Raw genomic sequence first — 19,330 nt, 5'->3', positions numbered from 1 at the left:
CGTCCGGCACGGCCCCGCTCTGGTTCAGGGTTTCCATGATGTCCTCCCACAGCCCTGCCAGTGTCCAGCGCCGGAACTGCCGGTAGACGCTGGACCATTTACCGAACTCTTCGGGAAGATCGCGCCACGGCGCTCCCGTGCGGGCGATCCAGAAAATCCCATCAAGAACAAGGCGGTGATTGGTCGGTTTGCGCCCGTTAGGCGCACGGACTGCCAGAATGAACCGTTCAAAGAACGCCCATTCTTCGTCCGACATAAGATTTCGTGCCAAGCTGGTCTCCATCGTAGACACCAGCTTGAATCATGCCTGTAGCACGATGTGAATCCCTTTTGTCAACACGGCCTAAAGGATAATGACTAGCGCTGAGTATCATGGCAACGCCAATTTCCTGACCTCACAAGTGCGGGAAAGCAACGACCGCTTAGCCCCCCTTCTTGATGGGCCTTGCACTTGCAGCGATGGTCCGCTCTCCGCCCTTCGCGTTACTTCTCTTGCAGTCTCAGGAAAGGAGTTGAGCTGATCCGGTGTCGATGCGACCAAGGATGGACCGGAGATCAGCAAGGCGGGCTTGAGAGGCGTACTACCGCGGTAGCTGGACTAGATTTGCGAATTTGCGAAAGGCCTCCTGGTTCAGAAGTTCGGCAGCCTTGCTTTTAGACCGATTGCGTCAGAGGTTACTGCTTATCTCCCGTCCTGATTATCCACGAGAAAAAGCAGCTGAAATTGTAAGCGCCTGAGGCTGCTCAGCTTTTCCTTCATCCTGCCATATTTTGCGCGATTCTCTCGGTTTGGTCTTCGCCGAGAGCAATCGAGGCCAATGTTGCCCGGTGGCCGGTGGCCGAGCTGGATGGAGGACTGCGATGATCAGCGAACTGGATTCGATCCCCGACATCTGGAGGCGGATGCCGAGCGAGATGCACGCACGTCGTTTTTTCGAAGGTATCATCTGGGCTGGCGGGCGGCAATGTCCTCACTGCAAGTCTGGGAACTCGGGCGCTCTCCGCGGGAAAAGCTGCCGACCCGGGCTCTACCAGTGCCGGGACTGCCGGCTCCAGTTCACCGTGACCACGCATACGCCGATGCACGGGACCAAGCTGGATCTGCGGCTGTGGATCTGCGCCATGTTCCTCGTGCTGACATCGAGCAAGGGGATCTCGTCGGTCGTGATGGCGCGCTTCCTCGGCGTGAACCAGAAGACCGCGTGGAAGATGGGGCACGCCATCCGCGAGATGATGGACGACCGGAACCAAGGGTTGCTGCCGCTGGACGACATCGTCGAGGTGGATGAGGCCTATATCGGCGGAGCCCCGAAATCGCTCTCTGGGGCCTACAATCCGCCCGGCAAGGGGTGCGGTAAGCCGATGGTCTTCGTGGCGGCCTCGAGGGATGGGCAGGCGCGCGCCAAGGTCGCCTCCGACGACCAACGCGCCACGCTGGAGCCAGTCCTCTCCGGGTGGATTGCGTCTGACGACATCACGCTTATGACGGACGGGAGCACGAGCTACCTCGGCATTGGCGCGACGATGGAGGAGCACCACCGCGTGATCCATAGCCAGCACGAATACGCCAACCCGGAGACAGGCGCCCATGTTAACACGGCCGAGGCCGTGATCGCACAGGTGCAGCGGGCCTTGGTGGGGGTCTACCATAACCTGGGCCGCAAGCACCTTCAGCGTTACCTCGACGAGATCGTCTGGCGCTGGAACCACCGCGAACCGGTCCGGGAAGTCTTCAAACAGTGGACCACCAAGTCGGGCGCGCTCCGCAAGAAGACCACGGTGATCTGGCGTCCGATCCCGGTAGTCGACCAGGTGCGGGTGTTGCTGCAAGGGGCCGTTGGAAAGCAGATCCGCCGGTCGAAGGAATATGGGCTGTGTTGGCCATGACCATCGCCACTGGAGTCGCAGCCGTTCGGGGCGTAGATGCTGCTTCACCAATCCCTGAAAAGGTGCCCATGCCAACCGCGCTTGTTCTTGGAGGCTATGGCCTCATCGGGTCCGCCTGCTGCCGTTCCCTCGCCGGAGCGGGTTTCCGCGTCGTGGGAGCCGGGCGGTCGCGCAGCGCTGCCATGGCCTCCTCCCTCCACCAGGAGTGGATTTTCCACGATCTATCCTCGTTGAAGACCGCTGGCTGGAAAGAAATTCTCGGCGGCGTGGACGTCGTCGTGAACGCGGCAGGTGCGCTTCAAGAGGGTCCGCGCGATGATCTCGAGGCCATTCACGCGACGATGCTCGCGCAGCTCTGCGCGGCCGCTGCGCCCGAGCTGCGCATCGTTCAGATCTCGGCGGCCGGCGTCTCATTGGACGCTTCCACCGAGTTCTTTCGCAGCAAGGCACGCGGAGACGCGCACGTTACCAACGCGCGGTGCGATTGGGTCATTCTGCGACCGAGCCTTGTTCTTGCTCCGGAGGCGTATGGCGGCACGGCACTTCTGCGCGGCGCGGCAGCCTTTCCGGGCCTTCTTCCGACCGTCATGCCAGACAGTCTTGTCCAGACAGTCTATGTCGAGGATCTTGCCGCCGCCGTCGCCGCAACTGCACGCGGAGAAATCCCGTCAGGCACGATCGCCGACATCACCGAAGAAAGGGCCCGGCCCCTGCCGGAGCTCATTCGCAAAGTCCGGGCCTGGCAGGGCTTTCCGGAGCCGCGCATGCGGATCTTTGTGCCGGAAGCAGGTCTCGCCCTTACCGGGCATGTCGCAGACGCCTTGGGCGGTCTCGGTTGGCGTTCGCCTCTGCGGTCCACGGCACTGACCGTCTTGCGCGACGGAGTCCGCGGTGATCCCACAGCCTGGAGAGAGGTCGGCGGGGCAATGCCGCGCGGGCTCGACGAGACCTTGATGGCTCTGCCCGCGACACGACAGGAACGCCTCTTTGCCCGTCTCTACTTCATTTTGCCGCTCGCGATCGCGGTGCTCTCGATCTTCTGGCTGGCTTCGGGGCTCGTGGCCCTTGCCAGACCGACTGCCGCCGCATCGGCTCTCGCGGGCACTGTCCTGCCGACTTGGGTCGTTGGAACGACAGTCATAGGTGGAGCTTTCGTTGACATAGCCCTCGGCGTTTCCATTCTCTGGCGGCGCTGGTGTCGGCAGGTCGCGCTTGGCATGGTGGCTGTGTCTGTCGTCTATCTCCTGGGCGGCACGTTCTTCGCGCCCGACCTCTGGACCGATCCGCTCGGACCGCTTTTGAAAGTCCTGCCCTCTATCGTGCTGGCGTTGATCGTCTGGCTGGGGGTCGAAGACCGATGAGCTACGAGTTCCTCCTCTTACTGCATATTGTCGGCGCCACGGTCTTGCTCGGCACCGGGGCCGGCATCGCATTTTTCATGGTGATCTCGAACCGGAGCGGCGATCCTGCTCTGGTCGCACATGTTGCCAGCATCGTCGTGCTGGCCGACACCGTGTTCACGGCAACCGCAGCTCTCATTCAGCCCATCACCGGCTTCTTCCTCGCGCGCGTGGTGGGCTGGCCTCTCCTCGAAGGCTGGGTCGCATTGTCTCTCGCTCTCTACGTCTTCGTCGGGCTGTTCTGGCTCCCGGTGGTCTGGATGCAGATACGCATGCGGGATCTGGCGCGGGCAGCGCGGGATGCTGGCCAGTCGCTTCCCGAAACCTACCACCAACTATATCGATGGTGGTTCGCCTTCGGGATCCCGGCCTTCGCCGCTGTATTGGCGATCGTCTGGCTGATGATCACAAAGCCCGCCATCGGCTGGTGATCCTCAGTTTGCGTCGAATATGGCGCGGTCTCACACTCGAAACTCACTACTTTGGCCTGACACAATACGGTAGACTTTGCATTCTATTCATTGCTTCTTTTGGTGGATAATCGGGTCTCCCGTACTCGAAGCTGAGCGATGAAACGCGGGTGCGGAAAGAGGCAAAGCAGGGAAGTTTTCATGGTGTCGGACAATCCCGGAAGCAGGACCCTGGCACTCGCGCCGTCTGATCTGCCCTGTACTGCAGCGCTTGCCGCGGAGGTTTTTGCCATCGGAGATGTTCACGGGCAGGCAGAAAGCCTTCGGGCCTGCTTGCACTGCATTGCAGCAATACCGAAGCAGCCCGGCTTGGAGCGTGTAGTTATTTTCCTCGGTGATCTGATTGATCGCGGTTCCGATAGTCTTGGCACGATTAAGCTTGCGCTTGACGCACAGGCTCTCACGGGGGCTGACAGGTGCATCATCCTCCCGGGCAACCATGAATTGATGTTGCTCGAGGTTCTCGACGGAGCCGAGCCGCAGCCGTGGTTCCGCAACGGCGGCAAGGCCGTCATGCAGCAGATCGACGCAAGCTGGACGGAATGGCCCTGGCACGAGATCCGTCGCCGCTTGGAAGCCGGCCTCCCTGAGGGCTTTGCTGACATGATGCGGAAGGCCCCCTCTCATGTCCAGCTCGGCGATCTGCTTTTCGTGCATGCCGGGCTGGACCCCGACCGCGATGACGCTGCACACCTCGACCGTGATCGCGCTATGGACGACCGTCACTGGGCGACGATCCGCAACGAGGCGCTGACCTGGACCGGGGGATGGGATCGCGATCCTGACACCGGCGCACGGTTCAGGGGGCCAACCGTCGTTGTTCATGGGCACACGCCAGCGATCCGATCCGACTTGGCGGAAACTGCGGCTGAGATGCCGCTGATGGATGCGGTCGACGAGCATCGGGCCATCTGCCTGGATGCGGGCGCCTCGATCCGGCCTCAGGTGGGCTGGGCCCGGTTCTTTTCCGAGGCGGGGACGGTCAAGGTTCAGATCTTCGCCACGGTCACGAACCCTGGCCCGTCACGCCCGTAAACGGGCAAGCTCTTTCAGGCGCCGGGACCCCGCCCGTGGGCATGACACTCCCTCCGGCCTTTGCATCGCCCCCCCCTGCCGCTTTCAGTGGAGACGTGGGCCGGATGACAAGGCTTCCGCTCGGGCAATCATCCGCGAGACATGCCTCAGGTTAAGCACATGCCGTCCCGCGACCTCACCGAGAACCTCGCGGATCGCCTCCATCGACGGATCGGACAATCCGCGACGTCGGCCTTCCCGCGCTGCGAAGTAGATCAGATGCTCGCGGCTCGGAGGCTCCAGATGGAGTACCTCCAGACGGCTCAGAAACGGCGCCGTCAGGCCGCGCAGGCTGTTGGACGTCAGGATCCAGCTGATGCAGGACATGTCGAAGCCGACCTGATAATAGGGGCATCTCCAGGCGGCAGCCGAAGATGGCTCCAGCAAGGGCAGCAGTCCTTCAGTCAGGCCATAGGTCTGCCCCTTGCTCGAGGTTGGGGTTCCCGCTTTCTCGACCTCGTCAATCACCACGATCGGGTTTGCGCAGAGGCTCTGCAGGATGGTTTGAAGGGGCCGTCCCGGGAGGGCTGTGCTCCAGCCGCGTTGCGAGCCGTTGACGACGAAGGAGGCCTGCTCGGCAGTCCCCTCGATCCCACACCGTGGCACCCCGAGATGCCGTCCGAGTTCACGCGACCACACGCTCTTGCCGATCCCCGGCGGGCCATTGAGCAGCATCGGCGGCAGGCGGAACCCGGCTTCGCCGCGACGGACCGAACGGCGCATCGCCTTCCACAGGAGGTCGGTGGCTGCCGCCATCCAAGGCATCTCGGCATGAATGGCCGCGGCGATCTCATCGGCACGATGTTCGCTCCCGATCCTGACGAGATCCGCGCCGTCGCGGAGCACCTCAAGCCTGCGCCGGTCTTCCTGCGCGAGATGGCCCAGCCCGGACACCTTGTTGCGCGCCCGCATCACGCACCGCGCGCGGCGTATCGCTTTGGCCCGGTCCTTCTCCGCGAGCGTCACAGCGGCGAGGTCCTTGTTCCAGCGCAGCTGATCCTCGAAGTCGCCAGAAACCTGCGGCGACACCCCGTTCCGAAGCGCGCGGAGTTTCCGCAAGTGCCATTCGAAGCGACGTTTGAGCACAAACTCGTCCTCGTTGGGGTCGGCGAAGCTGGCGTCGATGAACTTGATCTTCGTCATGGAGGTCCTTTCTGGCGCATCGCGCCATGCCCTCGGGCAGAAACTCTGCCTGAGGGAGAAGTAGGAAAGAACCCGGCCGGATTTGCCCTGAGGGATGTCGAAAGCGCAGCTGGCCGTCAACGGCGCCCACCAGGACGGAGCGCTCCGATGGCGCACCAAAGGCCGCAACTGCGCCAGATGCGCAAGCCATTGAAATAACGAGAAACCACCGGCCGCAGGGCAGCCGGTGGACATTTGGTCTGTGCCGGAATGGTCAAATTACCCCGGAAATGGACATTTTATCGTGGGTCAAACAACTCGAAGCCGACCCTTCTTATCCGCACTTGGAATGGCCGCAGCTGCCGCAGGTCATGCAGCCTTCGACCATGCGCATGCCGTACTGGCCGCAGCTGGGGCAGGCTTTGCCACGCGGGGCGTCGAGGCCCACGACCTTGGCCGTCGGGTCGGATTTCAGCCCCTGCCCTTCGCCCGCCAGAAAGCCCGTTGCCACCATGTGATGCTCGATCACGCCGCCGATCGCCGCGAGGATCGAGGGGATGTATTTGCCCTGCACCCAGGCGCCGCCGCGCGGATCGAAGACCGCCTTCAGCTCTTCCACCACGAAGCTCACGTCACCGCCGCGCCGGAACACCGCCGAGATCATCCGCGTCAGCGCCACGGTCCAGGCGTAATGCTCCATGTTCTTGGAGTTGATGAAGACCTCGAAGGGGCGGCGATGCCCGCCCACCACGATGTCGTTGATGGTCAGATAGATGGCATGCTCGCTGTCCGGCCATTTCAGCTTGTAGGTCTGGCCTTCCAGCGCCTGCGGGCGATCCAGCGGTTCGGACATGTAAATCACGTCGCCGCCTGCCGCCTCCTGCGCCAGTTCCGGCGACTCCGCGGGGGTCTTTTCGGTGGTCTCGGACACGCTCAGCACCGATCCGGTCACGTCATTGGGCCGGTAGGTGGTGCAGCCCTTGCAGCCGGTCTCGTAGGCTTCCATGTAGACCGACTTGAACGCCTCGAAGGAGATGTCCTCGGGGCAGTTGATGGTCTTGGAAATGGAGCTGTCGATCCATTTCTGCGCCGCCGCCTGCATCCGCACATGTTCCAGCGGCGCAAGGGTCTGGGCGTTCACGAAATACTCGGGCAGATCGCCGTCGCCGAAGCGGTCGCGCCACATCTGCACGGCGTAATCGACCACCTCTTCTTCGGTGCGGCTGCCATCCTTCTGCAGCACCTTGCGGGTATAGGCATAGGCAAAGACCGGCTCGATCCCCGAAGAAACGTTGCCCGCATAAAGCGAAATCGTGCCGGTGGGCGCGATGGAGGTCAGCAGCGCATTGCGGATGCCATGGTCCCGGATGGCCTCGCGCACGTCGTCATCCATGGCCCGCATGGTGCCGGAGGCAAGGTATTTGTCAGCGTCGAACAGCGGGAAAGCGCCCTTTTCCTTCGCCAATTGCACCGAGGCCAGATAGGCGGCGCGGGCGATGCGGTGCAACCAGCGCTCGGTCTGACGCGCCGCCTCCTCGGAGCCGTAGCGCAGCCCCATCATCAGCAGCGCATCGGCCAGCCCGGTCACCCCCAGACCGATGCGGCGCTTGTTCTGCGCCTCTTCGGCCTGCGCGGGCAGCGGGAAGCGCGAGGCATCCACCACATTGTCCATCATCCGCACGGCGGTGGCCACCAGATCGTCCAGATCGGCCTCGGCGATCTCGGCGCCCGCGTCGAAAGGCTGGCTCACCAGACGCGCAAGGTTGATCGACCCCAGCAGGCAGGCGCCATAAGGCGGCAGCGGCTGTTCGCCACAGGGGTTGGTGGCGGCGATCTCCTCGACATAGGCCAGATTGTTGGCCTGATTGATGCGGTCGATGAAGATCACGCCCGGTTCGGCGTAATCATAGGTGGCCTGCATGATGCGGTTCCACAGATCCCGGGCCTGCACGGTCTGGTAGACCTTGCCGCCGAACTGCAGATCCCACGAGGCATCCGCCTTCACCGCTTCCATGAACGGATCGGTGACCAGCACCGACAGGTTGAACATGCGCAGCCGGGCGCTGTCGGATTTGGCGGCGATGAACTGTTCGATGTCGGGATGATCGCAGCGCATCGTGGCCATCATCGCGCCGCGGCGGCTGCCTGCGGACATGATGGTGCGGCACATGGCGTCCCAGACATCCATGAAGCTCAGCGGGCCGGAGGCATCGGCAGCCACGCCGCGCACCGGCGCGCCCTTGGGCCGGATGGTGGAGAAATCATAACCGATCCCCCCGCCCTGCTGCATGGTCAGCGCCGCCTCTTTCAGCATGTCGAAAATGCCGGACATGCTGTCGGGGATGGTGCCCATGACGAAGCAGTTGAACAGCGTCACGCTGCGCGCGGTGCCGGCGCCGGCGGTGATCCGGCCGGCGGGCAGGTATTTGAAATCCTCCAGCGCCGCGTAGAACTTCGGCTCCCACAGATCGGGCTCGTCCTCGACCGCGGCCAGCGCGCGGGCGATGCGGCGCCAGCTGTCCTCCACGGTCTTGTCGATGGGCGTGCCATCCGCATCCTTGAAGCGGTATTTCATGTCCCAGATCTGTTCGGCAATGGGGGCGGCAAAGCGAGTCATGGCAGCAGGAATCCTTGGTAAGGGCAGGTCTGACTACAGGCGGAACGCGCGGGGCGCAACGGGGGTCGCCACACCGTGACCGCACCACAGCTTGCAGCCGCGCCGGAAAAGCCTACCATATCTTCGTATCCAACGGGAGAGTCGCGTGACAAAAACGGTGCATCTCATCAAGCTCAGCGTCGGCACCGACAGCGTCGAGGATCTGGCCGCGTGGCAGGCCTCTCAGGCGGCGCAGGGCCGGGACGGCTGCCCGCGCCATGTCACCCGCATGTGGCCGAAGCGCGAGGCGGAGGTGCTGGCTGGCGGGTCGATCTTCTGGGTGATCAAGGGCTTGGTGCAGTGCCGCCAGCCCATCGTCGGGCTGAACCGGGTGACGGGCGAGGATGGCACCAACCGCTGCGCGCTGGTGCTGGAGCCGGGGCTGATCCGGGTGACGGCAACGCCCAAGCGTCCGTTTCAGGGCTGGCGCTATCTGGATCCCGCCGACGCGCCGCGCGATCTGCCCAAAAACCGCGCGCATGAGGATGCCCTGCCCCCCGAACTTGCCGGTGCCTTGGCGGAAATCGGCGTGATCTAGCGCCAGAGCCGCAGCGCGGTCCACAGATAGGCGGGCATCTCGCGCAGGCCTGCGCGAATCCGTCGCAGCGTCAGCGGGGCGCCCACCGGGGCGCTGACCACCCGCAGCCCCAGCCGCCGCGCCACCAGCCGCGCGCGCGGCGCATGGAACCCGTCCGTGACGATCACCACCCGCGACGGCGCCAGCCGCGCCAGCAGCGGCCGGGCAAAGCGCAGGTTCTCCTCGGTGCTGGTGGAGGCGGCTTCCCGCCGCAGCGCGGCCTCGGGCACCCCCGCCGCGCGGCACAGGTCCGCGATCACCTCGGCCTCTGCCGGGCCATGCCGCCCGACGCCGCCACAGCCAAGGATCACCTGCACCTCCCCGGCCCGCCACAGCCGGATCGCGTGATCCGTGCGCCGCGCCAGCGTGGGAGAGGCCACGCCCCCCGGCCAGACCGCCGCCCCCAGCACCACCGCCACTGCGGGGCCCTGCCCCTGATCCTGCCTGCTCATCCTGCCATCCTGAAATGCGGAACGCCGCCGGAGCCCGGCCCCGGCGGCGTTCCATGATGCCTGATGCCTGAGGCCTAAGCTCAGTTCGGGATTTCTGTGGTCAGACCCTCGACGTAGAAATCCATCCCCGCCAGCGTGCCGTCATCGGCCACTTCGCCTTCGGCCAGCCATGCCGACCCGTCCTGCTTGTTCAGCGGGCCGGTGAAGGGGTGATAGGCGCCGGAGGCGATGTCGTCCTTCATCTTGGTCGCGGCAGCCAGCGCCTCTTCGGGGATGGGGCCGGTGAATTCGCCGATGCCCACCATGCCGTCGCCGATCCCGGCCCAGGTGCTGGTGCTTTCCCAGGTGCCGTCGATCAGCGCCTGCACCCGTTCGATGTAATAGGGCGACCATTCGTCGATGATCGACGACAGGCGCGGTTCGGGCGCATATTCATACATGTCCGCCGCCTGACCGAAGCCATAGGCGCCTGCCTTCTGCAGCACCGCCAGCGGGGCGGTGGAATCGGTATGCGCCAGCACCACATCGGCGCCCTGATCCAGCAGCGCCTGCGTGGCATCGGCTTCCTTGGCCGGGTCGAACCATGTGGAAATCCACACCACCGACAGTTCCACATCCGGGTTCGCCTTGCGCGCGTGGATGAAGGTGGAGTTGATGCCGCGGATCACCTCGGGGATCGGGAAAGACCCGATATAGCCGATCTTGTTGGTCTTGGTCATCGCCCCCGCCAGATAGCCGGTGACGGCGCGGCCTTCGTAGAAGCGCGCGGAATAGACCGACACGTTGGGCGCGGTCTTGTAGCCGGTGGCGTGCTCGAATTTCACATCCGGGAATTTCGCCGCCACGTTGATGGTGGGATCCATGTAGCCGAAAGAGGTGGTGAAGATCAGGTCGGCGCCCGACAGCGCCATCTGGGTCAGCACGCGTTCGGCATCGGCACCTTCGGGCACCGATTCCTGTTCGATGACCTCGATGGCATCGCCAAAATGCTCTTTCATCTTCATCGCGGCCTCGTGGTGGTGCTGCGACCAGCCACCGTCATTGACCGGGCCCACATAGACGAAGGCCACCTTGGGCGTGTCGCCTTGGGCAAAGGCCGCGCCGCTGGCCAGCGCAAGGCTCAGCGCGGCGGAGGCGAGTAGGGTTCTGCGTTTCATGACTTGGTCTCCCTGTCGTCAAAGATGGGCGCGCGTCTCAGGCCGCGGCGTGGAAAGGACGGCCCAGCGATCCGGGTGCGCCATGCACCCCGCGGGCCGAGATGATCACCAGAACGATGATCGTTATCAGGTAAGGCGACATCGACAACAGCTCCACCGGAACCGTGGTGCCCGCCGCCTGCAGGTTCAGCTGCAGCACGCTGACGCCGCCAAAAAGATAGGCCCCCAGCAGCACGCCAAAGGCCCGCCACGAGGCGAAGACCACGATGGCCAGCGCGATCCAGCCTGCACCCGCCGTCATGCCTTCGGTCCATTGCGGCACGCGCACAAGGCTGACATAGGCCCCGCCCAGACCGGCGCAGGCCCCGCCGAACGCGATGGCCGCCAGCCGCACATGCACCACCCTGTAGCCAAGCGCATGGGCGCTGTCGTGGTTTTCGCCGACCGCGCGCAGGATCAGCCCGGCGCGGGTGAATTTCAGAAAGGCCCAGACCGCCCCCACCAGCGCAAGGCTGACATAGACCATGATGTCATGCCGGAACAGCATCGGCCCCAGCACCGGCAGATCGCCCAGCAGCGGCAGGTCAAGCTTGGGCAGCGAGGGCGCGCGCAGCCCTTCGAAGCTGGACCCGATCAGCGCCGAAAGGCCCAGCCCCACCAGCGTCAGCCCCAGCCCCGTCGCCACCTGATTGGACAGCAGATACTGCGTGAGCAGGCCGAAACTCAGCGACAGCACGGCCCCGGCCAGCGCCGCCCCGGCAAAGCCCAGAAGCGGCGAGCCGCTGCCCACCGCCACGGCAAAGCCCATCACCGCGCCGGTGATCATCATGCCCTCGACGCCAAGGTTCAGAACGCCCGCCTTTTCCACGACCATCTCGCCCAGAGCGGCCAGCAGGATCGGCGTGGCCGAAACCATGATCGAGGCGACAAGCAGCACGGGATCCATCAGGCGACCTCTCTGCGGGACAGGCGGATGCGGTAATTGGTGAAAACGTCAGTGGCCAGCAGGAAGAACAGCAGCATGCCCTGAAAGAGCTGGATCGACGCGCCGGGCAGGCCCAGCATCAGCTGCGCCAGCTCGCCGCCGATATAGGTCAGCGCCATGAGCAGCCCCGCCAGCAGGATCCCCACCGGATGCAGGCGGCCCAGAAAGGCCACGATGATGGCGGTAAAGCCATAGCCGGAGTTGAAATCGATGGTGACCTGCCCGGCGGGGCCCGTCACCTCGAAAAGACCGGCGAGCCCCGCCAGCGTGCCGGAAATGCCAAGGCACAGCACGATGATCCGTGCGGGGCTGACCCCGGCAAACCGCGCCGCGCGCGGCGCCTCGCCGGTCAGCCGGATGTTGAAGCCCTGAATGTGCCGCGCCAGCAGCACATAGGCCGCGATTACCGCGATCAGCGCCGCGACCACCCCCCAGTGCATCCCGGTTTCCGGCAGCAGTTCGGCATTATGCACCGCCGGCCACTGCTTGAAATTGCGCGAGCCGGGAAAGCCCATGCCCTCGGGGCTGCGCAGCCAGCTCGACGAGGCCGAGGCGAGGATGTTCTGCGCCACATAGACCAGCATCAGCGATACGAGGATCTCGTTGGTGCCAAAGCGGGTCTTCAGCAGCGCCGGGATCATCGCCCAGGCCCAGCCGCCAAGCCCCCCCGCCACCACCATCAGCGGGAAGAGCAGCGCCGAGTCGGAGGGGTAGAAGGCCAGCCCCACCGCCGCGCCGCAGACGGCGCCCATGATGTACTGCCCTTCGGCGCCGATGTTCCAGATTCCGGCGCGAAACCCGACCGAGAGGCCGATGGCGATCAGGATCAGCGGCCCGGCCTTCACCAGAAGCTGCGGTCGCGAATAGGACGCGAACTGCGGATGGAACAGCGGATCCCAGAAAATGGTGCGGATCGCCTCCAGCGGCGGCTTGCCCAGCAGCGCGAACATCAGCCCGCCTGCCAGCATGGTCAGCGCCACCGCCAGCAGCGGCGTCAGCACGGTCCAGAGCCGCGACGGCTCAAGCCTGCGCTCCAGCCGGATCATGCGCCCAGCTCCGCCGATGTCGCGAGATTTTTCGTCCGAAAAATCTCGCAGCTTGAAAATTTTCGTACGAAAATTTTCAAGCGCGCCTCACCCCTCGACATGCGCCACCTCCATGTCATGGGCCCCGCCCATCATCAGACCGATCTTTTCCATATCCAGATCGGCCACCGCCCGCGCGGCGGACAGCCGCCCCTCGTTCAGCGCCGCAAACCGGTCCGAAATTTCCATAAGCTCGTCCAGATCCTGACTGATGACGATGATTGCCGCCCCCTGCGCCGCCAGATCCAGCAGCGCCTGCCGGATCGCCGCCGCCGCCGCCGCATCCACGCCCCAGGTCGGCTGGTTCACCACAAAAAGGTCGGGGTTCTGCAGAATCTCCCGCCCCACGACAAATTTCTGCAGGTTGCCGCCCGACAGCGCCCGCGCCGCCGTGCCCGGCCCCGGCGTGCGTACGTCGAACCGCGCGATGACCTCTTCGGCAAAACCCGCGGCGCGGCCCCAGTCGATCAGGCCATGCCGCACGAGGCCCTGCCGCCGCGCCGCCGTCAGCACCGCGTTTTCGGTCAGGCTCATGTTCGGGGCCGCCGCATGGCCCAGCCGCTCCTCGGGGCCGGAGAGCAGGCCCGCGGCACGGCGCTCCACCGGGCCGGACCGGCTGACATCCGTGCCCTTGAACCGGATCGTGCCCGCAGGCGCCAGCCGCTCTCCGGACAGCGCCATCAGCAGCTCGTCCTGCCCGTTGCCCGCCACCCCGCCAATGCCCAGCACCTCGCCGCGCCGCACCTCCATGCGGATGTCGCGCAGCGGCGTGCCGAAGGCCCCCGGCGCGGGCAGCGACAGCCCGGCCACGGCCAGCAGCACCTCGCCCTTGACGCCGCCGCGCGGTTCCGGCGTGGCAAAGCTTGCGCCCACCATCATCTCCGCCATCTGCCGCGCCGTCACCTCGCGCGGGATGCAGGTGCCGACCCTGCGCCCCAGCCGCAGGATGGTCGCGGCATCGCACAGCGCGCGGATTTCTTCGAGCTTGTGCGAGATGTAGAGGATCGAGGTGCCTTCCGCTTTCAGCTTGCGCAGGGTCTGGAACAGGATCTCCACCTCCTGCGGGGTCAGCACCGACGTGGGTTCGTCCATGATCAGCAGGCGCGGGTCCTGCAGCAGGCAGCGGATGATCTCCACCCGCTGGCGTTCCCCCGCCGACAGCGTGCCCACGGTGCGGCCCGGATCCAGCGGCAGGCCATAGGTTTCCGACACCTCGCGGATCTGCCGCGCCAGATCGCGCGGCGCGGGCGGGTTTTCCATGCCCAGCGCCACGTTCTCGGCCACGCTCAGCGCGTCGAACAGCGAAAAATGCTGGAACACCATGGCCACGCCGGACCGCCGCGCCTCGGAGGGCTGGCCGGGGGCATAGCCCGCGCCCTCCAGCAGCATCTCGCCCCGGTCCGGCTTGACCAGCCCGAAGATCATCTTGACCAGCGTGGACTTGCCCGCGCCATTTTCGCCAAGCAGCGCATGGATCTCGCCCTGCCCGATGTCGAAGCTGACATCGTCATTGGCCACGACGCCGGGATAGGCCTTGGTCAGACCCCGGATGCTGAGGAGTGTGTCGCCCAATCCAAACCTTCCCCTTTTTGCCGCCTGACTAGCTGGGCTGCCACCCCGATGGCAATCGCCTGCGGATGTTTCCCAAAGGATTTTTGCCCAATCGGGCAGCAGATGCGCGAAATCTGCGCGTCCGCATGGCCCAGCGCCCGCAGCCTGCTGCAAAACCGGGCCCATTTGCTGTCCGAACCGATCAGCCCGGCAAAGCCGAAGCCATGGCCCAGCAGCGCGTGACAGATCTGCAGATCGAGCTCGTGGCTGTAGGTCAGCACCAGATGCGCGGCCTGCGGCGGCGCATGCGGCACCAGCCGCAGCGGATCGGCGGCGGGCAGCACGGTCACATCCTCGGGCACCGCGTCGGGAAACCGCTCCGGCCCGGTATCGACCCAGCTCAGCGCCAGATCCGGCAGCGGCGCCAGCACCGCCACCAGCGCCCGGCCCACATGGCCCGCCCCCCAGATCCAGACCGGGTCGCGGGGGGGCTGCACCGGCTCCACCATCCAGCCCTGCACCAGCCGTGGCGCGGGCGGCATGCCGCGCCCGCGCGCCTGATCCAGCAGCCGGCGCACCGCCAGCGGCATGTCACCGGGGCCACGGGCGATCACCTCCTGCCCCTCCAGCGCGGCGACAGATGCCGCGTCATGGACCTCGGTCAGCAGCACCACCGCCCCGCCGCAGCACTGGCCCAGCCCCGGCCCCAGCGCATGGCGGCGCAGCCCGGGCCGCGCCAGCGCCTCGCGGCTGGCCATCAGTTCCAGCGCGCCGCCGCCGATGGTGCCCGCCTGCCCGCCGGGCCAGACCAGCATCGTGGCCCCAACCTCGCGCGGGGCGGAGCCCATGACCTCGGCCACCACGACCCGCGCCACCCGGCCATGGGCCGCAACCGCCGCGCGCAGCGCCGCCAGATCAAAGCTCACCCTGCATCCTCCGGATCGCCGCCAGCACCCGCTCCGGCGTGGCGGGCGCGTCCAGCGCCGGGTAACCCGATCCGCAGGCCGCCACCGCATCCGACAGCGCCAGAAAGGCCGAGATGCCCAGCATGAAGGGCGGCTCTCCCACCGCTTTTGACCGATAGATGGTCTCCTCCACGTTGCGCCCGTCCCAGAGCGCCACGTTGAACACCTCCGGCCGGTCGGAGCAGGCGGGAATCTTGTAGGTGGAGGGCGCATGGGTGCGCAGCCGCCCCCGTTCGTCCCAGACCAGCTCCTCGGTGGTCAGCCAGCCTGCCCCCTGCACATAGCCGCCTTCGATCTGGCCCAGATCCAGCGCCGGGTTCAGCGAGGCGCCGCAATCCTGCAGGATGTCGGCGCGCAGGATGCGGTATTCGCCGGTCAGCGTGTCCACCACCACCTCGGTGCAGGCCGCACCATAGGCGAAATAGAAGAACGGTCGCCCCTGACCGCGCAGCCGGTCCCAGTCGAGCTTCGGCGTCCGGTAGAACCCGGTCGCCGACAGCGACACCCGCCCCTGATAGCACAGCGCCGCCGCCTCGGCGAAGCCAAGCCGCGTCTCGCCCACCGTCACCCCGCCTTCGGCGAAGACCACGCTCTGCGGCGGCACCTGATGCAGCGCCGCCAGATGCGCGGCCATCCGGTCGCGGATGGTGTCGCAGGCGGCCTTGACCGCCATGCCGTTCAGATCCGACCCCGAAGAGGCCGCCGTGGCCGAGGTGTTGGGCACCTTGCCGGTATCCGTCGCCGTCAGCCGCACCAGCCCCACCGGCACGCCAAAGACCCGCGCCGCCACCTGCGCCACCTTCTGATAAAGCCCCTGCCCCATCTCGGTGCCGCCGTGATTGAGCTGGATCGACCCGTCCTGATAGACATGCACCAGCGCGCCCGCCTGATTGAGATGGGTCAGCGTGAAGGAAATGCCGAATTTCACCGGAGTCAGCGCGATGCCGCGCTTCAGCACCGGGTTGGCCTCGTTCCAGTCTGCCACCGCGCTGCGCCGCGCCGCGTAATCGCAGGTCTGCGCCAGCCGCGCCGTCAGCGCGTTCAGCACAAAATCCTCCACCACCTGCCCGTAATGGGTGCTCTGCGGCCCGGGCGCAGGAGAGACCGGCGCCACCTCCGGCCCGCCCTCAGGCACCGCCCCGCGCGAGGCCAGATCCTCGTCAGGTTTCCATTGGCTGGAAATATCCTCGGGGGGAGGCGCCGCAGGCGCATGGGGGGCAGACAGCCCCCCTGCCCCGCCATCCGCATAGAAATTCCGCCGCCGCAACTCCAGCGGGTCAAGCGCAAGATGATGCGCCACGTGATCCATCACCCGCTCGATCCCCAGCATCCCCTGCGGGCCGCCAAAGCCGCGAAAGGCGGTGGCACTCTGCGTGTTGGTGCGCAGCCGGTGGCTTTCCACCCGCAGCGCCGGGATGTGATAGGCATTGTCGGCATGCAGCATCGCGCGGTCCGCCACCGGCAGCGACAGATCCTGCGACCAGCCGCAGCGCACGTAATGCACAAAATCCACAGCGTGGATCCGCCCCTCGGCATCAAAGCCCACGCTGTAATCGATGCGGAAATCGTGGCGCTTGCCGGTGATCATCATGTCGTCGTCGCGGTCATAGCGCATCTTGGCGGGCCGCCCCAAGGCCTGCGCCACCACCGCACAGGCCACGGCCAGCGCGTTGCCCTGACTTTCCTTGCCGCCAAAGCCGCCACCCATGCGCCGCGTCTCCACCCGCACCGCATGCATGGGCAGATGCAGGGCATGGGCGACCTTGTGCTGAATTTCGGTCGGATGCTGGGTGGAACTCATCACCACCAGATCGCCATTGTCCTGCGGCAGCACCAGCGCCGCCTGACCTTCCAGATAGAAATGCTCCTGCCCGCCCATGGTGATGGAGCCGTCCAGCACCATGGGGGCCGCGTCCAGCGCCGCGCCCACATCGCCCGCCTGCCAGATGCGCGGCCCCTCCTCGAAACGCGCATCCACCTCCAGCGCCTCCTGCAGGCTCAGCACCGGGTCGCGCTCCTGCCATGTGATCTGCGCCAGCCGCGCCGCGCGCCGCGCCGCCAGATGGCTGGTCGCCGCCACCAGAAACACCGGCTGGCCCAGATAGCGGATGGTGGCGCCCGACAGCAGCGGCTCGTCATGGTTCGACGGCGAACAGTCGCAGTCCGAGGGCAGATCCTTGGCCTCCCACACCCCCACCACGCCGGGGGCGGCGCGCACCGCCGCCAGATCCAGCGCCGCGATGCGGCCATGGGCGATCTGCGACAGGCCAAAGGCCAGATGCAGGCAGTCGGCGGGCGCGGGAATGTCATCGACATAGCGCGCCTTGCCGGTCACATGCAGGGTCGCCGCATCATGCGGCAGCGCCAGATGTGCCGTGTCATGTGTCCCGCTCATGCCCGCACCTTCCGCACGTCGGTCAGCCCGCCCAGATCCTCCAGCAGATAGCGGGTCAGCATGTTGCGCGCCGCCGTCAGCCGATACTCGGCGCTGGCGCGCATGTCCGACAGCGGGGCAAAATCCTGCTCCCATGCGTCCCATGCGGTGATCAGCGCCTCGTCAGTCCAGGCGCAGCCCCGCAGCGCCGCCTCCACATGCGTCGCGCGTCTGGGAATGCCCGCCATGCCGCCAAAGGCAAGGCGCGCCTCGGCGACCCGCCCCGCCTCGACGCGGATCACAAAGGCGCCGCAGACCGCAGAGATGTCCTGATCGAAGCGCTTGGACAGCTTGTAGACACGCAGCCGGTCGGGCTGGCGCGGGATCTCCACCGCCTCGACAAATTCGCCGGGCGCGCGGTCCTGACGGCCATAGTCCACGAAGAACGCCTCTAGCGGCAGGCTGCGGCGTCCCTGCGCGGAGCGCAGATGCAGCACGGCGCCCAGCGCGATCAGCGGCGGCGGATTGTCCCCGATGGGCGAGCCATTGGCGATGTTGCCGCCGATCGTCGCCGCCGCCCGCACCTGCGCCGAGCCGTAGCGGCGCAGCATCTCGGCATAGGAGGGGAAATGCTCCCGCATCAGATCCAGCACCCGGTCCATGGTCACCCCGGCGCCGATGCGCAGATGATCAGGCGTCACCTCGATCTGCTGCAGATCCGCGCAGCGGTTGAGAAAGATCATCGGCGCGGGCTCGCGCAGCTGTTTCGTCACCCAGAGCCCGACATCGGTGGCGCCCGCCACCAGCGTGGCCTCCGGATGCTCTGCCAGAAGCTGCGCCAGATCTGCGGCAGTTTCGGGGGCATGGGCGGTGTCAGGGGGGCTGTCTGCCCCCCACGCGCCTGCGGCGCGCCCCCCCGAGGATATTTCCGCCAAGAAGAAGTCGCGATCCGCCTGCATCCAGTCCGGCACCGGAGCCCCGGCTGCGGCTTCGGCGGCGCGGATGATCGGCGCATAGCCGGTGCAGCGGCACAGGTTTCCGGCCAGCGCGTCGTCATGGCCGGTCTCGCCGTTCAGATGCGCCGTGGCCATGGAGACGATGAAGCCCGGCGTGCAGAAGCCGCATTGCGAGCCGTGGTGATCGACCATCGCCTGCTGGACGGGATGCAGCTGCCCCTTGGGCCCGGCGATGCCTTCGACGGTGCGCAGCGCCTTGCCCTGCAACTGCGGCAGCAGCAGGATGCAGGCATTGACCGCCCGCGATCCATGGGCATCGGTGACCATGACCGTGCAGGCGCCGCAATCACCTTCGTTGCAGCCCTCCTTGGTGCCGCGCAGGCCGCGATCCTCGCGCAGCCAGTCAAGCGCGGTGCGGGTTGCGGGAACATCCCGCAGCGCGACCCTTTCTCCGTTGAGAAGGAAGGAAATATCCATGCCGATGACCTGCCGCCTTACCTAAAGTCCCCGAACTGCGCGCCCCCGATGCGGCGTAGAGGGCGCGCGGACCTGACCTGTTGCACCCCTGAGGCTAGGCGCGGGATTCCGGTCTTGGCAAGGGAAAACTGCCTGAAACTCG

16 protein-coding genes are annotated in these 19,330 nt (G+C 66.1%); 5 read left to right on the top strand and 11 right to left on the bottom strand.

Features of this window, described 5'->3' with window-relative positions; translation table 11 throughout:
- Window positions 1–283, bottom strand: a 283-nt coding sequence (locus BLR51_RS21600; RefSeq protein WP_131821860.1) for a transposase, incomplete at its 3' end; no start/stop codon positions are given.
- Window positions 284–861: 578 nt separating this feature from the next.
- Between BLR51_RS21600 and BLR51_RS21595 the strand changes: the two genes are divergently transcribed.
- From BLR51_RS21595 to BLR51_RS21580, 4 genes are all read left to right on the top strand, one after another.
- A complete protein-coding gene (locus BLR51_RS21595; protein ID WP_089850888.1) occupies window positions 862–1,887 on the top strand; it encodes an IS1595 family transposase in 1,026 nt (341 codons plus the stop codon).
- A gap of 68 nt (window positions 1,888–1,955) precedes the next feature.
- Entirely contained in the window at window positions 1,956–3,248 is a 1,293-nt protein-coding gene (locus BLR51_RS21590) for an SDR family oxidoreductase (protein ID WP_089850886.1), read from the top strand.
- Window positions 3,245–3,718 carry a DUF2269 family protein gene (locus BLR51_RS21585; RefSeq protein WP_089850884.1) on the top strand — a complete coding sequence of 158 codons (474 nt, stop codon included), beginning with the start codon at window positions 3,245–3,247 and terminating at the stop codon, window positions 3,716–3,718. The genes BLR51_RS21590 and BLR51_RS21585 overlap by 4 nt, the downstream gene beginning before the upstream one ends.
- Window positions 3,719–3,898: 180 nt before the next feature.
- Window positions 3,899–4,792, top strand: a complete 894-nt coding sequence (locus tag BLR51_RS21580) for a metallophosphoesterase family protein (RefSeq protein ID WP_165616895.1) — start codon at window positions 3,899–3,901, stop codon at window positions 4,790–4,792.
- Between the two features lie 84 nt (window positions 4,793–4,876).
- On the opposite strand, the gene BLR51_RS21575 is transcribed toward BLR51_RS21580, so the two are convergent.
- Together BLR51_RS21575 and BLR51_RS21570 are read right to left on the bottom strand one after the other, a co-directional pair.
- Window positions 4,877–5,974, bottom strand: a complete 1,098-nt coding sequence (locus BLR51_RS21575; RefSeq protein WP_089850880.1) for an AAA family ATPase — start codon at window positions 5,972–5,974, stop codon at window positions 4,877–4,879.
- 313 nt (window positions 5,975–6,287) lie between these two features.
- Window positions 6,288–8,570 carry an adenosylcobalamin-dependent ribonucleoside-diphosphate reductase gene (locus tag BLR51_RS21570; protein ID WP_089850878.1) on the bottom strand — a complete coding sequence of 761 codons (2,283 nt, stop codon included), beginning with the start codon at window positions 8,568–8,570 and terminating at the stop codon, window positions 6,288–6,290.
- Window positions 8,571–8,715: 145 nt separating this feature from the next.
- On the opposite strand from BLR51_RS21570, the gene BLR51_RS21565 reads away from it, so the two are divergent.
- Window positions 8,716–9,147, top strand: a complete 432-nt coding sequence (locus tag BLR51_RS21565; RefSeq protein WP_089850876.1) for a DUF1489 family protein — start codon at window positions 8,716–8,718, stop codon at window positions 9,145–9,147.
- On the opposite strand, the gene BLR51_RS21560 is transcribed toward BLR51_RS21565, so the two are convergent.
- The 8 genes from BLR51_RS21560 to xdhA all read right to left on the bottom strand — a co-directional run bounded on the left by BLR51_RS21560 (window position 9,144) and on the right by xdhA (window position 19,188).
- On the bottom strand, window positions 9,144–9,638 hold the full coding sequence (locus BLR51_RS21560) for a YdcF family protein (RefSeq protein WP_089850874.1): 495 nt from the start codon (window positions 9,636–9,638) through the stop codon (window positions 9,144–9,146). The genes BLR51_RS21565 and BLR51_RS21560 overlap by 4 nt on opposite strands.
- Before the next feature lie 80 nt (window positions 9,639–9,718).
- On the bottom strand, window positions 9,719–10,795 hold the full coding sequence (locus BLR51_RS21555; protein ID WP_089850872.1) for a BMP family ABC transporter substrate-binding protein: 1,077 nt from the start codon (window positions 10,793–10,795) through the stop codon (window positions 9,719–9,721).
- Between the two features lie 37 nt (window positions 10,796–10,832).
- Window positions 10,833–11,741, bottom strand: coding sequence for an ABC transporter permease (locus BLR51_RS21550; RefSeq protein WP_089850870.1), 909 nt, complete (start codon window positions 11,739–11,741; stop codon window positions 10,833–10,835).
- Window positions 11,741–12,826, bottom strand: coding sequence for an ABC transporter permease (locus BLR51_RS21545; RefSeq protein ID WP_089850868.1), 1,086 nt, complete (start codon window positions 12,824–12,826; stop codon window positions 11,741–11,743). The genes BLR51_RS21550 and BLR51_RS21545 overlap by 1 nt, the downstream gene beginning before the upstream one ends.
- Before the next feature lie 87 nt (window positions 12,827–12,913).
- Window positions 12,914–14,437, bottom strand: coding sequence for an ABC transporter ATP-binding protein (locus BLR51_RS21540; RefSeq protein WP_089850866.1), 1,524 nt, complete (start codon window positions 14,435–14,437; stop codon window positions 12,914–12,916).
- The gene (gene xdhC / locus BLR51_RS21535) at window positions 14,404–15,342 is read right to left on the bottom strand and encodes a xanthine dehydrogenase accessory protein XdhC (RefSeq protein WP_089850863.1); all 939 of its coding nucleotides are present in this window, start codon (window positions 15,340–15,342) and stop codon (window positions 14,404–14,406) included. Before xdhC ends, BLR51_RS21540 begins: the two co-directional genes overlap by 34 nt.
- Window positions 15,332–17,776 carry a xanthine dehydrogenase molybdopterin binding subunit gene (gene xdhB, locus BLR51_RS21530; protein ID WP_089850861.1) on the bottom strand — a complete coding sequence of 815 codons (2,445 nt, stop codon included), beginning with the start codon at window positions 17,774–17,776 and terminating at the stop codon, window positions 15,332–15,334. The genes xdhC and xdhB overlap by 11 nt, the downstream gene beginning before the upstream one ends.
- A complete protein-coding gene (gene xdhA, locus BLR51_RS21525; RefSeq protein ID WP_089850859.1) occupies window positions 17,773–19,188 on the bottom strand; it encodes a xanthine dehydrogenase small subunit in 1,416 nt (471 codons plus the stop codon). Before xdhA ends, xdhB begins: the two co-directional genes overlap by 4 nt.
- Window positions 19,189–19,330: the final 142 nt, after the last annotated feature.

Source organism: Salipiger marinus, assembly GCF_900100085.1.
Classification (GTDB): Bacteria; Pseudomonadota; Alphaproteobacteria; order Rhodobacterales; family Rhodobacteraceae; genus Salipiger; species Salipiger marinus.
The sequence above is the reverse complement of the archived record's forward strand: the minus strand, read 5'-3'. Positions and strand labels throughout refer to the sequence as shown.

Excerpts from the sequence above, each read along its gene's own strand:
- BLR51_RS21595 (WP_089850888.1), top strand. The coding sequence starts at position 862 with ATGATCAGCGAACTGGATTCGATCCCCGACATCTGGAGGCGGATGCCG.
- BLR51_RS21590 (WP_089850886.1), top strand. The coding sequence starts at position 1,956 with ATGCCAACCGCGCTTGTTCTTGGAGGCTATGGCCTCATCGGGTCCGCC.
- BLR51_RS21585 (WP_089850884.1), top strand. The coding sequence starts at position 3,245 with ATGAGCTACGAGTTCCTCCTCTTACTGCATATTGTCGGCGCCACGGTC.
- BLR51_RS21580 (WP_165616895.1), top strand. The coding sequence starts at position 3,899 with ATGGTGTCGGACAATCCCGGAAGCAGGACCCTGGCACTCGCGCCGTCT.
- BLR51_RS21575 (WP_089850880.1), bottom strand. The coding sequence starts at position 5,974 with ATGACGAAGATCAAGTTCATCGACGCCAGCTTCGCCGACCCCAACGAG.
- BLR51_RS21570 (WP_089850878.1), bottom strand. The coding sequence starts at position 8,570 with ATGACTCGCTTTGCCGCCCCCATTGCCGAACAGATCTGGGACATGAAA.
- BLR51_RS21560 (WP_089850874.1), bottom strand. The coding sequence starts at position 9,638 with ATGAGCAGGCAGGATCAGGGGCAGGGCCCCGCAGTGGCGGTGGTGCTG.
- BLR51_RS21555 (WP_089850872.1), bottom strand. The coding sequence starts at position 10,795 with ATGAAACGCAGAACCCTACTCGCCTCCGCCGCGCTGAGCCTTGCGCTG.
- BLR51_RS21550 (WP_089850870.1), bottom strand. The coding sequence starts at position 11,741 with ATGGATCCCGTGCTGCTTGTCGCCTCGATCATGGTTTCGGCCACGCCG.
- BLR51_RS21545 (WP_089850868.1), bottom strand. The coding sequence starts at position 12,826 with ATGATCCGGCTGGAGCGCAGGCTTGAGCCGTCGCGGCTCTGGACCGTG.
- xdhB (WP_089850861.1), bottom strand. The coding sequence starts at position 17,776 with ATGAGCGGGACACATGACACGGCACATCTGGCGCTGCCGCATGATGCG.
- xdhA (WP_089850859.1), bottom strand. The coding sequence starts at position 19,188 with ATGGATATTTCCTTCCTTCTCAACGGAGAAAGGGTCGCGCTGCGGGAT.